Origin of the sequence: Chryseobacterium wanjuense (assembly GCF_900111495.1) — a bacterium.
GTDB lineage: Bacteria > Bacteroidota > Bacteroidia > Flavobacteriales > Weeksellaceae > Chryseobacterium > Chryseobacterium wanjuense.
The window spans coordinates 128,129-143,901 of record NZ_FOIU01000001.1 but is presented as its reverse complement, the minus strand read 5'-3'; the positions used below and the strand labels follow the sequence as shown (position 1 = coordinate 143,901).

The 15,773-nt window shown below is 35.2% G+C and carries 11 protein-coding genes; 9 read left to right on the top strand and 2 right to left on the bottom strand.

Translation table 11 applies throughout. From position 1 onward, the window contains the following. The first annotated feature begins 22 nt into the window (after window positions 1-22). The 7 genes from BMX24_RS00580 (at window position 23) to BMX24_RS00550 (ending at window position 9,089) form a co-directional block, all read left to right on the top strand. Window positions 23-1,657 (top strand): LIC_10190 family membrane protein, encoded by a 1,635-nt coding sequence (locus BMX24_RS00580; protein ID WP_089790097.1) that lies wholly within the window; start codon window positions 23-25, stop codon window positions 1,655-1,657. Between the two features lie 50 nt (window positions 1,658-1,707). After that, complete coding sequence (aroC, locus tag BMX24_RS00575; RefSeq protein ID WP_089790095.1) at window positions 1,708-2,778, top strand: chorismate synthase; 1,071 nt, start codon at window positions 1,708-1,710, stop codon at window positions 2,776-2,778. A 15-nt stretch (window positions 2,779-2,793) separates the two neighbouring features. After that, window positions 2,794-3,357 (top strand): thioredoxin family protein, encoded by a 564-nt coding sequence (locus tag BMX24_RS00570; protein ID WP_089790093.1) that lies wholly within the window; start codon window positions 2,794-2,796, stop codon window positions 3,355-3,357. A 64-nt stretch (window positions 3,358-3,421) separates the two neighbouring features. Further along, window positions 3,422-3,961, top strand: a complete 540-nt coding sequence (locus tag BMX24_RS00565; RefSeq protein WP_089790090.1) for a TlpA family protein disulfide reductase — start codon at window positions 3,422-3,424, stop codon at window positions 3,959-3,961. An 82-nt stretch (window positions 3,962-4,043) separates the two neighbouring features. Continuing rightward, window positions 4,044-4,391: a YkvA family protein gene (locus BMX24_RS00560; protein ID WP_089790088.1), complete on the top strand. Its 348-nt coding sequence runs from the start codon at window positions 4,044-4,046 to the stop codon at window positions 4,389-4,391. A 442-nt stretch (window positions 4,392-4,833) separates the two neighbouring features. Beyond that, window positions 4,834-6,213, top strand: a complete 1,380-nt coding sequence (pyrF, locus tag BMX24_RS00555; protein WP_089790085.1) for an orotidine-5'-phosphate decarboxylase — start codon at window positions 4,834-4,836, stop codon at window positions 6,211-6,213. Window positions 6,214-6,272: 59 nt separating this feature from the next. Beyond that, complete coding sequence (locus BMX24_RS00550; protein WP_228404614.1) at window positions 6,273-9,089, top strand: gluzincin family metallopeptidase; 2,817 nt, start codon at window positions 6,273-6,275, stop codon at window positions 9,087-9,089. Window positions 9,090-9,149: 60 nt separating this feature from the next. Here BMX24_RS00550 and BMX24_RS00545 read toward each other — a convergent pair whose 3' ends face one another. Both BMX24_RS00545 and BMX24_RS00540 read right to left on the bottom strand, forming a co-directional pair. After that, window positions 9,150-10,016 (bottom strand): lamin tail domain-containing protein, encoded by an 867-nt coding sequence (locus BMX24_RS00545; RefSeq protein WP_089790083.1) that lies wholly within the window; start codon window positions 10,014-10,016, stop codon window positions 9,150-9,152. A gap of 225 nt (window positions 10,017-10,241) precedes the next feature. Next, the gene (locus BMX24_RS00540; RefSeq protein WP_089790081.1) at window positions 10,242-11,183 is read right to left on the bottom strand and encodes a T9SS type A sorting domain-containing protein; all 942 of its coding nucleotides are present in this window, start codon (window positions 11,181-11,183) and stop codon (window positions 10,242-10,244) included. A gap of 189 nt (window positions 11,184-11,372) precedes the next feature. Here BMX24_RS00540 and BMX24_RS00535 point away from each other — a divergent pair, with 189 nt between their 5' ends. Continuing rightward, window positions 11,373-14,585, top strand: a complete 3,213-nt coding sequence (locus BMX24_RS00535; RefSeq protein ID WP_089790078.1) for a hypothetical protein — start codon at window positions 11,373-11,375, stop codon at window positions 14,583-14,585. Between the two features lie 139 nt (window positions 14,586-14,724). Beyond that, on the top strand, window positions 14,725-15,723 hold the full coding sequence (gene dusB / locus BMX24_RS00530; RefSeq protein WP_089790076.1) for a tRNA dihydrouridine synthase DusB: 999 nt from the start codon (window positions 14,725-14,727) through the stop codon (window positions 15,721-15,723). Window positions 15,724-15,773: the final 50 nt, after the last annotated feature.

The window sequence follows — 15,773 nt, the reverse complement described above, 5'->3', positions numbered from 1 at the left end:
TATTTTTAGGCAATCTTTTTTTATGGTTTTTATTCTGCTTTCTACCTTTATCATTGTTCCAACCTTAATGGGTTTCGGGAAAATCATGGAGAATCTCTTCGGTTCTTTACTGGGAGGAATTGCAGGAAAAATTATATCCGGAATTCTGGGAATCAGTTTGATCTGGACTGTACTGGCTTTTTTTATTCCTTTAAATATATATGTAGAAATTCCTACCGTTTTATTAGGAATGATTTATTTTTTTAAGGATAAATTATATCTGGAATTTTACGGATTTTCAAAAAAAGATTATTCGCTCATTTCAATCGTTTCATTAATTATTTTATTTTGCGGATCTTTCTATCCTTATATATTAGACCATTTTGGATATTATGTTCCTTCTATAAAATGGCTGACGGAATTTGGGCTTATCAAAGGCATTTCAAATCTCGATCTTACTTTAGGGCAGATGTCGGTATGGCATATCTTTCAGGCGGGATTTTCAAATTTCTCCGATCCGTTTTTAAGAATCAATTCAATTTTATTAATAATTTATACCTTATATATAATAGAAAAGAAAAGCTGGATCCAGTTGTGCTTTGTTCCGGTTTTATTATTATTTTCTCAATCTCCAAGTCCAGATTTACCGGTAATCATTTTTTCATTAATTATTTTAAATGAAATTGTAAAAGAAAATAAAAATACTTCTCTCCTATTCGCCTTCTCGGTTTTTGTTTTTGCCATGAAACCTACAATGATCTGGCTTCCGATAGTAAGTTTCCTCTACTCTATTTTCATTATTAAATCAAATATTAAAAATTTAATCCCCGGAATTGTAATCCTCTTGTTATTTTTCATTAAAAATATTTACGCTTTCGGCTACCCTGTTTTTCCGGTATCAATTGGAGATTTGGGAGTTCGTTGGAAACCAAATCCTGAAGTTTTGAAAATTTCTTCTCAATACGCCATTCAAAAGACGTATGATATGCAGTATTCTTACGAGGAAATTCAAAAGTTTTCCGGTTTTGATTATATTAAAAACTGGCTGTTTTTAGATGGAATTAAGGCAAAAATCAATATCCTTTTCATTTTCAGTTTATTATTTTTTATCGTTTTCACTTTCATTAAAAAGAATAAAATCATCAGTTTAATCTGCATTTCAATTCTGATTAAAAGTATTTTAGTTCTATTATTTTCTGCTCAATACAGATTCTTCATCGATGTATTTTTCGTGATTTTCTTTGTAATTTTTATTAATTATTTTAATCAAAAAAAATCACTTGTTATATTTTCTGCTTTAAGTATAATTTTCATTGGGTTTCTTACTTTACCGAATATTCTTCAAACTTATTTACCTAGTTTTAAGCTCGGAAATTTCATGGGGAAATTTGAAAAAGAACAGTTTTACAAACCATCAACTTACGATTATAATAAGTTTCAATCTTATAAAATCGGTAATCTAAAGTTTAATGTTTCAAAAAAATATCCTTATAATTTTGATACCCAGCTTCCGGCTATTTCCGAAAGTTTTATTTTTGAAGATATAAAAGCCAACATCTTTCCACAGCTGATTGACGAAAAAAATATCAAAAAAGGATTTATCTGGAAAAAATTGAACACTGAAGAGAAAAAAGAAGCGGAAAAAGTAATCAATTCTATCAACAATTCATATAAATAGAACAAATTTCGAGGGCTTTCTATCTGAAGAAAAAGCCGTAAATTTGTATCATGTTAAATACTCTAGGTAATCTTCTCAGTCTTACAACATTTGGGGAAAGCCATGGTCTGGCTTACGGTGGGATCATCAATAATTTTCCGGCAGGTTTAGCGGTTGATTTCGAAAAAGTTCAGTACGAGCTGGATCGCAGAAAACCGGGGCAGTCGGCGATTGTGACCCAACGAAAAGAAAGTGACACCGTACAGTTTCTTTCAGGAATTTTTGAAGGAAAAACAACAGGAACTCCCATTGGTTTTATCATCGAAAACGAAAATCAGAAATCTAAAGATTATGATCATATTGCGAAATCGTATCGTCCGAGTCACGCAGATTTTACATATGATCAGAAGTATGGTTTGAGAGATTATCGCGGCGGAGGAAAATCTTCTGCGAGAGAGACCATGAATTGGGTAGTTGCGGGAGCTTTAGCAAAACAATTTTTGTCAGATATTGAAATCAATGCTTACGTTTCTTCCGTAGGTGAGATTTTCTGTGAAAAACCTTATCAGGCCTTAGATTTTTCAAAAACGGAAAGCAATGAAGTTCGTTGTCCTGATGCGGAAACTGCCGAAAAAATGATCGAAAAAATCAAAGAGATCAAAAAAGAAGGCAACACGATCGGAGGAACCATCACTTGTGTCATCAAAAATGTTCCGGTGGGAATCGGCGAGCCGGTTTTCTCAAAACTTCAGGCAGAATTGGGAAAAGCAATGCTCAACATCAATGCTGCAAAAGGTTTTGAATACGGAAGCGGTTTCTGCGGCGCAAAAATGACGGGAAAAGAACATAATGATCTTTTCAACGAAGATTTTACGACAAAATCCAATCTATCAGGAGGCATACAGGGAGGAATTTCCAATGGAATGGACATCTATTTCCGGGTGGCTTTTAAACCTATAGCGACGATTTTAAGGCCTCAGGAAAGTGTCGACAAAGATGGAAATCCGGTGATTGTAGAAGGAAAAGGACGTCACGATCCTTGTGTACTTCCAAGAGCAGTTCCTGTCGTGGAAAGTCTTGCAGCTTTCGTTTTGGCAGATTTATTTCTGATTAATAAAACAAGAAACATCAATAATTTTTAATATAAATTTTTAGTAATGAAAAATTACTGGGATAAAAGTATCTTTTTCGAGGAATATCTTGAAATTGGAAAACAAAGATTAGCAAATCCTGCATCTCAACAGGAAACCGATTATAAACAATATTACGAACTGGGACTTCAGAGAATTGAAAGAACCCTGAAAAAGTATGTTCCGGATGAAGATCAGTTAAAAGAACTCGAATCCAAAAACTTTGACGGAAAAATTTTAATTATTTCTGAAGTGTGGTGTGGTGACGCAAGCTCGACTGTTCCTGCTTTGGTTAAGTTTTTCGAAGGCAAAAACGAAGTGAAAATTTTCCTTAGAGACAGTGATAAAAGTTTAATTAATCAATTTTTAACCAACGGAACAGAATCAATTCCGAAAGTTATTATTCTGGATAAAGATTTTAACGTAAAAAATTCTTGGGGACCACGTCCAAAATACGGAAAAGAATTGTTAATGAAATATAAAGCCGATCCTGAAGCCTATCCAAAAGATACATTCTATAATGATCTTCAGATTTATTATGCTAAAAACAGGGGGAAAGATGCGGTTCAGGAGATTTTAGAATTGTTGTAATTTTATTCACAATTAAAATATAAATCCTTCGCAGTTTAAAATAATTTTTTATCAAAAAGTAAAAATGAAAAAAAATATCATCTACCTTGTATTAATCGTAATTATCGGAGTGATTGCATTTGTTCCGGGCGTAAAGGAAAAATTACAGGATACTTTCTTCCCGATCGCAACGATTGAAAATGCAGTTCATGTAAGTGATGAAGATTACGATGTTGAGCTTCAGGGAATCAATGTTCCTAATACGAATCTGAAAAATTTCAAGGGTAAAGCCGTTTTCCTGAATTTTTGGGGAACATGGTGTCCTCCGTGCAGAAAAGAATGGCCATCTATCCAGAAATTATATGATACCAGAAAAGATCATGTCGATTTTGTATTGATCGCGATGAATGACAAGGAAGATGCAGTAAGAAAATTTTTAAAAGAAAACAATTATAACGTTCCTGTTTATATTGCTCAAAGCCCTATTTCTGAGAAAATATTACCGAAAGTTTTCCCTACAACCTATCTTTTGGATAAAAACGGAAGAATTTTAATCAAGGAAGATGCATCAAGAGATTGGAACACAGAGTCTACTCATCAATTCATTGATAATATCATAAAATAATTTTTAACTAAATTTTATAATTAGTTGGTATAAAATTTGCGAATTTTAAAGAGTTGAAAAATTATTTAAAACTAAACACAAAATGAAGTACTCAAAATTAAACTTGGCGAAGGAAGCCATCGCTCACAAAGGTTTCGTAAAAAAAATTCCTGATATTTTCAGAATGGTAAAAATGTGGAAAAAAGGACAATATCCAGTAAAATCCATTGATGTTATTTTGCCGTTACTGGGACTTTTATACGTGATCTCCCCGATAGATCTTCTGCCGGAAGTTGCCGTTCCTGTGATCGGAGTCTTGGATGACCTTGCGATTTTATCGTTAGCAATCCCTAAACTCATCAGGGAAGTAGATAAATTCCTGCTTTGGGAAGCCGAGCAAAAGTACAACTCGGGCAACATGAAAGTAATCGACGCCGAAATTGTAAAATAAATAAAAAGCCATCCTTTAAAGATGGTTTTTTTGTGAAATATTTTAAAAGTGAATGGGTAATGATCAATTTGCTTCGCAGTGAGTTTTAAAATATTGAGATTAAATGTCTCTCGCAGATTTCGTTGACTATGCAGATGTTTGTGTTCTATTAATTAAACGCAAAGTTTTTTTTAAAAATAAAATTCTTTTGAGCAAGCTAAGACAAATAAATTTGCTGCACGAAGCTAACGGCAAAGCTTCATCAAATCAACTTGTTGATTTTTCTTTGCCCATTTAAATAAAAATATTTGCGTTAAAAAAAATTCTCTCGCAGATATTTGTGTTTATTTGTGAAAATATTTGCGTGATTCGTGTTTAAAAACTCACTATTCATCCGCAAAGCAAAATTCACAATTGACATTTAACATCATTTCCTTAAATTTGCAACATCTAATAAAAAATAATGGAAAGTAAAAAAGAATTCTTTTTGGAATGCTACAAGCTTGGTATCATCAAATTCGGAAGATTTACATTGAAAAGCGGTATTGAAAGTCCGTTTTACGTAGATTTAAGACCTTTAGCTTCAGATCCTAAAATTTTGAAAAATCTGGCAAATTATTTATTGGAAATGCTTCCATTAGACAATTTTGATCTGATCTGCGGGGTTCCTTATGCTGCGCTTCCGATGGCTACGGCAATGTCTCTGGAAAGCTATATCCCATTGATTATCAAAAGAAAAGAAGCCAAAGAATACGGTACTAAAAAAATGATCGAAGGTATTTACCAGAAAGGACAAAACTGTCTTTTGGTAGAAGACGTAATTACTTCCGGAAAATCTTTGATCGAAACCATTGCTGAAATCGAGCAGGAAGACATCAAAGTAGCTGACATCGTTGTAGTTCTGGATAGAGAGCAAGGCGGAAAACAGCTTCTGGAAAGCAAAGGCTTCAGAGTTCATACACTTTTCAATATTTCAGAAGTTTGCGAAATTCTTCAGGAAAATGGGGAATTAAGTGATGATGAAGTAAAAAGAATTCAGGATTTCTTACAGGGAAACCACATCCAGTTTGAAGAAAAAACGAGATCTTCTTACGAGCAGAAACTTAATAATGCTCAGCATTCCGTTTCTAAAAAATTATTAGAGACTGCATTGGCAAAACAATCGAATTTAATTGCTTCTGCAGATGTTACCACGACTCAGGAATTATTGGATCTTGCTGAAAAAGTAGGTCCGCACGTCATTGCATTAAAAACACATATCGATATCATTTCTGATTTCGAATACGATAAAACAATCACTCCATTGAAAGCATTGGCTGCAAAACACAACTTCTTATTAATGGAAGACAGAAAATTTGCAGACATCGGAAATACACAGGAGCTTCAGTTTACAAGCGGAGTTTTCAAGATTACAGATTGGGCAGATTTCGTCACTTCACAGGTAATTGGAGGTTTTGAATCTTTAGACTGCTTCAAAAATGTAGGCGTAGTTGCCATTATCGGGATGTCTTCAAAAGGAACTTTAACGACAAACAGCTACAGAGAAGAAGCTTTAAAAGTGGCTTTATCTCATCCAAATGTGATCGGAGGAGTTTCTCAGAACCCGCTTCCGGAAGAGATGTTATTATTCACTCCGGGAGTAAATCTGGCAGATTCCGGCGATGGAAAAGGGCAGCAATACAACACACCTGAGCATGTTTTCAAAACACTGCACTCAGATTTCATCATCGTAGGAAGAGGAATTTATAAAGCAGAAAACCCTGCAGAAGCAGCGATTACTTATAAAAATGAAGGGTGGAACGCTTATTTAAATTCTTTAGACAAAAAAGTAATTCAAAGTTAAATTAAAATCAGTCGAAGTGTAAACAAAATAAGTTATATTTGGCACTTTATCACAAATAATTGAAAAAGCTTAGTATCTATTTTATTTTGTTTCTGGGTGTTGCAGAAGTTTCTGCACAGAAGGACAGCATTTATATTGAAGCCAGATTGTCTTCAGATAAAAAAACGCTGGACGTCAATCAGGATCTGGTGTATTACAACAATTCGGGAAAAGATTTAAATACAATAAAGCTTTTAAACTGGGTTTCAGCGTATAACAGAAGAGGAACTTCACTCGTTTACAGAAAACTTGAAGACAGAAATACGGATCTTCATTTTGCTAAAAAAGAAGAACTCGGAAAACTGCTGAACTTACAAATAAAAAATCCGGATCAGGAAATTATTGTCAGCGATATTTCTGATGAGAATTTCTTCCTTCCTTTAAAAGAAGTTTTAAAACCCGGAGAAAAAATAAAACTCCATCTGCAGTATCAGATTCAGCTTCCTGATAAAAAATTTACAGGATACGGAACTTCTGATAAAAGCATCGCTCTAAAATATTTCTTTATTGTTCCGGATCGCTTTGATCCGGACAATATTTCCAAGAGAGATTACCATGATATTGAAGAATCGGTAAGCTTCAACACATACTGGACAGTGAATTTCGATCTTCCTGTGAATTATTTTATTGAAAGTAATCTGCAGCAGATTCAGATGAACTCCTTCAAAGGATATCTGGATTCCGATCCTGAGTTTTTAATTTCAGAAAACGAATATCCATCAATAAAAATTAATACTTCAGACGTTAATACCGAAGTGAAATTCGGGTACAATTTGCGTCCTGAAGAGAAGCAAAACCTGGAATTTTATCTTCCCTTACATTTAAAATTTATTAAAGAAAGAATCGGTTTTATCCCGGAAAGAATTTTTATTTCTGATAAATTCAGAGGGAAAGAAGATTTTTTCGGAAATAATGACATCAGTTTCTGGAAATTCAGATTCCAGCTTTTTACCGATGCAGAAAAAACCGACCTTGATTATTTCGGAATTATTGCTAAAAAAGTTTTAGACGAAAGCATTATTACCGATAAACAAGATTATCATTGGTTTAAAAATGGGTTAAAATCTTACCTTGAAATTCAATATTTAAAGAAATTTTATCCTGATACAAAATTATTGGGCGCTTTACCTGAAACGAAAGTTTTCGGTGTAAAACCATTGAAATTATTCCATGCTTCAAATGTAAAACTTATTGATCGTTACGGTTTGGCGTATCAATACATCATGTCCCAAAACTTAGATCAGAAAATTGCTGAAAAATATACTGTTTTGAGTAATTTTAATGACATGGCGATCAGCAGTTTTGAAACAGGAAGCCTATTCAATTATTCTGCGGACAAAATGGGCTATGAAAATTTTGATCAATTGGTTCAGAATTTCATTGCAAAAAACACCGACAAACAAGTCGATCCGAGAGATTTCATTAAAGAACTTGCAGAAAAGGATAAGAGAACTTCCTATTTATCCAATTTTTTGGAACATAAGAACAGGGTTAATTTTAAATTAAGAAAATTCAAAAAAGAAAATGATTCTTTAAATATTAAAATTCAGAAAAATACTTTAGCAAATATTCCTGTTAAGCTACAAACTGAAACACAAGAAGGCGATAAAAAAGAATATTGGGTAGAAAACGAAGAAAACGAAAAATCTAAAACATTTTCTATTCCGGCGCTGGATATTTACAAAATCACGCTGAATAACGATTACATTTTCCCCGAATCAAAATACAGGGATAATTTTCTGTATGCAAAAGGGTTCTTCTCAAATGCCAAAAAGATCAAGCTAAAACTGATCAAAGACATCCCAAACCCTGAGTTTAATGAAATTTATATAAGCCCAAGAGTTCGTTTTAATAATACTTATGATAAATTTTTGATTGGATTTAATTTTAAAAATCAGTCTTTTTTTGATCAGAAATTCTTGTATTCCATCACGCCTACATACAGTACGGGGACGGGAAAACTTACAGGTTCGGGAGCAGTCTCCTACTCTTTCCTGCCTGCAGAAAGTATCTTTAGAAGCCTTACTTTCGGAGTTTCAGGTTCTTATTTTCATTATGATTATGATCTGGCATATCGAAAAGCTTCATTGTATTCAACTATTAATTTCAGAAAAAATCCGAGAAGTACGGTAAGCCGTGGAATCGCTCTTTCTTACAATTATTTTGAAAGAGATCTGAGCCCTGCAATGATTGCCAAGAACGATTATGGCAAATATAATTTGTGGAGTGCCGGTTATGGATATTCTGACAGCCAAAGTATTCACGAAAAAAGTTTAAGCGTAAGTACACAATGGATGGAAGATTTCAACAAAATTACAGCAGAAGGATTCTACCGTTGGGAATTTGCACCAAGGCAAAAACTGAGTGTACGATTGTTTGCAGGATATTTTGTAAGGAATGAAACACGAAATAATACCTTCAACTACGGTATTTCAAGAGTTTCAGATTATTCTTTTTCTTATAACCTTTTGGGACAAAGTGCAACCGGCGGGATTTTATCTCAGCAGTTTATTTTGGCTGATGGTGGTTTTAAATCTTTCATTCCGGGAAGTGTAAATAAATGGATTACTTCCGTCAACCTCGATACAAGTGTCTGGAAAATTTTCCATGTGTATGCCGATGCAGGTATTTATGATAATAAAAACCAGGCGACCAAATTTATTTGGGACAGTGGGGTAAAAGTGCGGGTAATTCCGGATTTCCTTGAGATTTATTTCCCGATACAATCTTCTTTAGGTTTTGAGCCCGGGTTCAAAGACTATGCAAAAAGAATCAGGTATACGCTTGTTCTCAACCTAAGTTCCATTATTAATGCGGCAAGAAGAGGTTGGTACTAAAAAAACAGCTGTACAATTCGTACAACTGTTTCTTTGAACTTATATGATTAATTAACTTACTTAATCTTTTAAAATTTTCTGCGAAACAGGTTCATTATTAATAGTTCCTGTTACAATATAATTTCCTTTTGGCAATTCTGTGACATCCAAAGAATAGGAAGATCTGGTAGGTGCGTATTTTACAACCTGACCATACATATTATACACTTTCACGTCATTAATCTCGCCTCCAAAAATTATTTCATTCTCTTTCACAAAAGAATTTTGAATAAAATGGAATTTTGAATAATTAAAATCAACATCAGAAATCGCCAGTGTACCTCCCGTAGAATTGATCGGATTGGCAGCACCGGTTGTAAAGTCTACCGTATTATTATTGGTATCCCCGGAAATTCTTTTAATAGCCGTTGTTGTTGTAGGAGAAGGCGCCGGTCCCGGACCTTCATATTGATTGGCTGCAGTACCGTATCCCACAAAATCTACAACATTTGTGCTTGTTGGTCCGGTAACCTGAACATTATTATTGGCTATGACAATTTTCCCTGAAGTGACGGCAATCCCGATTCCTACAGAAGGATTTGGGCTTCCGTCAAAGTTAACGACTGTGGTCGCAATAAAATCGGGAGTCGGGAGATCGACTGTTCCTCCACCTCCTGTCGCTTCCTGAATCAGGTAGGTTTGTCCCGGATTTAAAGTAATATTGGGTAATGTATGATATTGCGTAAAAGTTCCTGCTGCAGGAGCATACTGTAATGTTGCGCCCGTTAATGAAGCTGTAGCCGAACCAATATTTTTCAAGACTACGTAATCATTTTTCAGTGTTGATCCCGAATTTCCCCCTCCACCATAAATTTCACTGATAACAATCTGAGCATTCGCAAATGCAATTACCGAAACGAATCCGATAAAAGTAAAAATTTTTCTCATGGTAAATTATTTTGTGTGATGATGGCTTAGAGAGTACAAAAATAGTACCACAGTAGTGAATTAAATTCAACAATACACTGATATACATTTATTTAATTTAAAACAAATCAAATTATAATGACTTTTTTACATTAATTTATTCTATTTAATTATTAAAAATTTAAAACAAAAAAAACAGCCACTTCACTGGAAATGGCTGTTTTGAATATCTGAAATATTTTTAAATTAGTCCTTTAAAATCTTTTGAGAAACAGGCTGGTTGTTTACTGTACCTGTTACGATATAGCTTCCTTTTTGTAATTCAGAAACATTTAAAGATTCGTTTTCTTTTACAGAAGCAGTTTTTACTACTTGTCCGAACATATTGTACACTTTCACATCTTTAGCCTGAGCTCCGAAAGTGATCTCTTCATTGGTAACGAAAGTATTTTTAACCAAGTTTCCTTTAGCTTTAGATACATCCGAAACCGCTAAAGTTGAACTATATGTTCTAACCACTAAGTTATCAATACTGATATTTCCTGTACCTGATGAAGCATTACCAGCCTCTCTGATCGCAACAGATGCCAACTGAGTCGCCGCTGCAGAAGTACCTGTAGCATTTGTCAATAATGGTTGAGAGTTGATTTGTAATGTCGCTGCATTAGTAGCAGGAGTTACAGAATTATCTATCGTATATGTTACTGTAATATTTGCAGGAGTTCCATAAGGAATCTCAGTACCGTAAGCCGGTGTGGCAGTTCCTCCACTGTTATTTAAAACACCTAATGTATATCCTGTAGCGCTTCCTTTAATATACAATCTTCCGTAGAAAAAAGTTACAGATGCACCTGCTGTACCACCAAGCATTAAAAAATAATCCCCTGTAGTAGTAAGGCCAGTACCATTTGGCACATTGATTGTAGCTGAATAATCTGCTTTGTTTACAACTCCTGGAGCAATGGTATATACTGTAGAAAAAGCAAGGTTTACGTCTTCAGAATTTCCTGCGGCTAAATTTGCTGTAGATCCATTTGCTGTAAGCTGTCCTGCTGTTCCACTGTGAGATACCCATCCATTTGCATTTAAAGCTCCGGTGTAGCTAAAATTATCCGAAGCTACTGTTGTCTGTGCCATAAAACTAGCAGCCATACCAACTGCAGCAAAAAACGAATAAATTTTCTTCATGATTTAAAATTTTAATTATTAATAATTTACGTAACAAAATTACTTCATTTTTTCAATACAAGACAATAATTGGATTAATTTTTTGTTAATGATGCTAAACCCCTTATCGTTAACATTTTTTAGTTATTTTTACCAATTATTTTAAAAGAAGGCTTGCGGAATTACATTCTAATATTCGTGTTACTCTTCATGGGCATATTTTCTGGTAACGCCCAGGTTTTCACGTGGAAAAACCCCAACCTTCCCCAAGACAGTCTCAGGCAGGATAGTATCAGGCATGACAGCATCCTCGCCGCAAAATTTGAACAGGATATTTTCGCCAAAGACACCCTTGATTTTGTAAAAACCAGCAACAGGGTAATTGTAGATGAAGCCGTACTTGCCAGAAACGACAAAAAAAGATTTTTAGGAGAACTTAATTCTAAAGGTTCGATTATTCGGGGGATTACATTTGGTAATAATCAGGGACAATCGGTGCAGAGTTCGATGGATCTTCAAATTTCAGGTAGACTTTCTAAGGATGTCACGATTTTGGCCAGTATTTCAGATCACAACTTACCGATTCAGGCAGATGGATATACACAGACCCTGGAAGAGTTTGACAAGATCTATATGCAGCTGAATATTAAGGATAAATCTATCCTCAGAGCCGGACATCTTGATTTGGTAGAAGCTAAAAATTATTTTGCAAAATACCAGAGACGAAGCATGGGTCTTGAATTTCAGACGGAATTCGGTAAAGAAAATAAAACTTTTGTAGATATCTCGGCCGGTGTCGCTCGAAGTGAATTCAACAGAATTCGTTTTCAGGGGGTTGAAGGAAACCAGGGACCTTACCGTCTTACTGGGAAAAACGGCGAGCAGTTTATCACTCTGATCTCAGGTTCTGAGCAGGTTTTTATTGATGGTATTTTAATGAAGCGTGGTGAAAACCAAGATTATATCATTAATTACAATACGGGTGAAGTTACCTTTACCAGTTTCCGACCGATTTTCCAGCAGAACTTCATTACGATTTCTTATAACTATACCAATAGAAATTATTCAAGATATTTATTCACAGGAAAAGTTGAGCATAAAAGAGAAAAATTAAAACTGGGATTAAACTGGTTTATGGAAAATGACAACAAAAATGCTCCGCTTTCTTTAAATCTTTCTCCTGAGGACGAAAAAATTCTTGCTGAAGCAGGAAACAATCCGAACCTCATGTACGCTCCGTCCGGTGTGGTAACAGAATATGATGTGAACAAAATCCTTTACCGACTGATTCAAAATCCTAATGGAAATTATTACGAATTTTCTACAGATGCGACCCAGACGCTTTATACGGTTTCTTTCACCTATTTCGGGGCTAATCTTGGTGATTATAAAATTACACAAACCACCAATAACGGACGTGTTTTTGAATATGTCGGGCCAAACCAGGGAGATTACAGAGCCGTAAGAAAACTGCCTTCTCCGGAGAAATCACAGGTCTATTCCTTAAACTCCGAATATCTTTTAAAAGACGGAAAAATAGGTGCAGATATTTCTTTGAGTAATTATGATGTGAATTTATTTTCTTCAAGAGATTCATATCAAAATATCGGCTATGCGTGGAGGGTTTTCGGAAATAAAACATTCTCCAAAAACAATTGGAAAGGAACTCCGAATTTTGAATATCAATATATAGACAGTCAGTTTCACATTCTCGACCGGATCAATGATGTGGAATTCTCAAGAGATTTCAACCTTACGCAGGAATTCAGCGGAAGAACGCAAAACAGATTTATTTTCAGCTTCCTTAATAAATGGAATAACAAATCAACTTTAAACTACAGAATCAATTATCTTGATGAAAAAGATTCTTATAAAGGAATTAAAAACGACCTCGATTTTGGCTGGATCAAAGGAAAATTTTTCACAAAAGGTAGTTTATCTTACCTGAATACAACGGCCACACTTCAGGATACAAAATTCATACGAGGTGGTGTTTCAACCGAATATACCGGCAAAAAAGGAAGCTGGGCATTGGGTGGAAGCATGGAACACAACGAAAAGAAATACAACGACACCCAGCTTATGGATGTCACCAGTTTCAGCTGGAAAGAAATTTTTGTTCAAAAGAAAATCGGAGACAGTACAAGAACAAAATTGCTCGCGAAAGTGTATATGCGTGACAACGACTCGGTGCGTGACAACAGGCTTCAGAGCATGAATAATATCTTAGGTTTCATGGCGGAAAGCCAGATCATTAAAACCGAAAAAACGACACTGAATGCACTAATCCACTACAGAAAATTCTTCTATCAGAATCAGGATATTGATGTGTCCAGAAACAATGATTTTGTAGTCGGCAATATTCTTTACAACCAGCAGCTTTTCAGGAATGGTATGCGTTTGCAGGCTTTCTACGAGCTTGGAAACGGACAGGAAGCGCAAAGAGAATTTCAGTATATCAAAGTAACGGACGGACAAGGTATTTACAAATGGACAGATTATAATGGCGATGGCGTACAGCAGCTTGACGAATTTGAGATTGCTGAATATTCAGATTTGGCACAATACATCCGGGTTTATACGAATTCCGTGAGGTATATTCCTTCCAATAAGAATAAAATTCAGCTGGCTTTATTTGTGAATCCTTCCATTGTATTTAATTCTGAAAATAAATTTTTAAAACGTTGGAATTTTAATATTTCATTAAATTCACAAAACTCTTTCTATAAAAAGGATAGAGTTTTAGTATTAAATCCTTTTGAAAAAAATGATGACCAGATTCTTAAAAATCAGAATATTCTGGCATCTGTACAGTTCAGCCCGACAGAAAAATCCGGCTGGAACGGAAACTACCGCTTTATCTCGAATGACAATCTTGTGAATGCCAATTTCAGTAACGAAGAAAGGGAACAAACCTCCCATTTCTTAAATATCGGATATTGGTTTAACAAAGAATTCCGGGTAGACTGGGAAAATTCCGTTCATGATATTCAAAATTCATCGCAGTTGTTCCAGACGAGAGATTACCGTTTGAATAATTTTGAAACCAAGCCAAAAGCTACGTATAAGTTTACGGACGCCATTCAGGCCGAGCTTTCTTCGGCTTTCCGTCAAAAAGACAGAGTGGATGGAGAAGAGCTTCTGAAAGCATTTGATATCACAGGAACAATCCAGTGGGAGCGCAGAAAAACCACAATTAGGGGTAATTTTTCTTTCATTAATAATAATTTTACAGGCAATAATTTTAGCATTGTCGGAAACCAGATGTTGGATGGTCTGAAGCCGGGGAAAAACCAGGTTTGGAGTGTTTTCATTCAGCAGGCGATCAATTCTTTCTTACAATTAAATTTAAACTACGAAGGAAGAAATTCTGGAGACAGAACAATTCACATTGGAAGTATGCAGGTGAAGGCGAGTTTTTAGTTTTGGTTGCTTGTTTTTAAATCATTATTTTTTATATGCTGAAAGCATTTCTACGCAGTTTAATTCAATTTATTAATTCAAATAATTACTACTTATAAACTCTATTACTACATAATTTAGAATTTTGTAAATTTGCGCCATGATAAAAATAGGCAACATAGAACTGCCGGAATTTCCGCTTTTGCTTGCACCGATGGAGGATGTAAGTGATCCGCCATTCAGAAGGCTGTGCAAAATGCATGGTGCAGACTTGATGTATTCTGAGTTTATCTCTTCTGAAGGGCTAATTCGTGATGCGATAAAAAGTAGAAAAAAACTAGATATTTTCGATTACGAAAGACCTGTCGGAATCCAAATTTTTGGTGGTGATGAGGAGGCAATGGCCATGTCGGCAAGAATTGTGGAGACTGTAAACCCCGATCTTGTAGATATCAATTTCGGATGTCCGGTAAAAAAAGTGGTTTGCAAAGGAGCCGGAGCCGGAGTTTTGAAAGACATCGACCTTATGGTTCGTCTTACAAAAGCCGTGGTAAGTTCTACCAGTCTTCCTGTTACGGTAAAAACCCGTCTGGGATGGGACAGCACATCCATCAACATTGATGAAGTTGCAGAACGTCTTCAGGAAACCGGAATCAAGGCACTGACCATTCACGCGAGAACCCGTGCGCAGATGTACAAAGGTGAAGCGGATTGGGAACATATTTCAAGAATTAAACAAAATCCAAATATTGAAATTCCGATTTTCGGGAACGGTGACATCGATTCTCCTGAAAAAGCTTTGGAGTACAAACAAAAATACGCCTGCGACGGAATCATGATCGGTCGTGCAGCGATTGGTTATCCATGGATTTTTAATGAGATTAAACATTTCTTTAAAACCGGGGAACATTTGCAGGCACCTGAGATTGCAGACAGATTATTAGCCGTTCGCCAACATGCAGAATGGAGTGCAGAATGGAAAGGCGAAAGATTGGGATTGATCGAAATGAGACAGCATTACAGCAATTATTTCCGTGGGGTTCCTCACTTTAAAGATTTCAGAAAGAAATTTTTGGAAGTCTTTACTTTAGAGGAAATGGATGCTCTGATCAAAGAAACTCAAGAGTTCTATTCAGAATATCTAGCTCAACAGGCATAAAAAATAAAAAACCCATCAATACTGATGGGTTTCTTTTTGCATTATCTTAA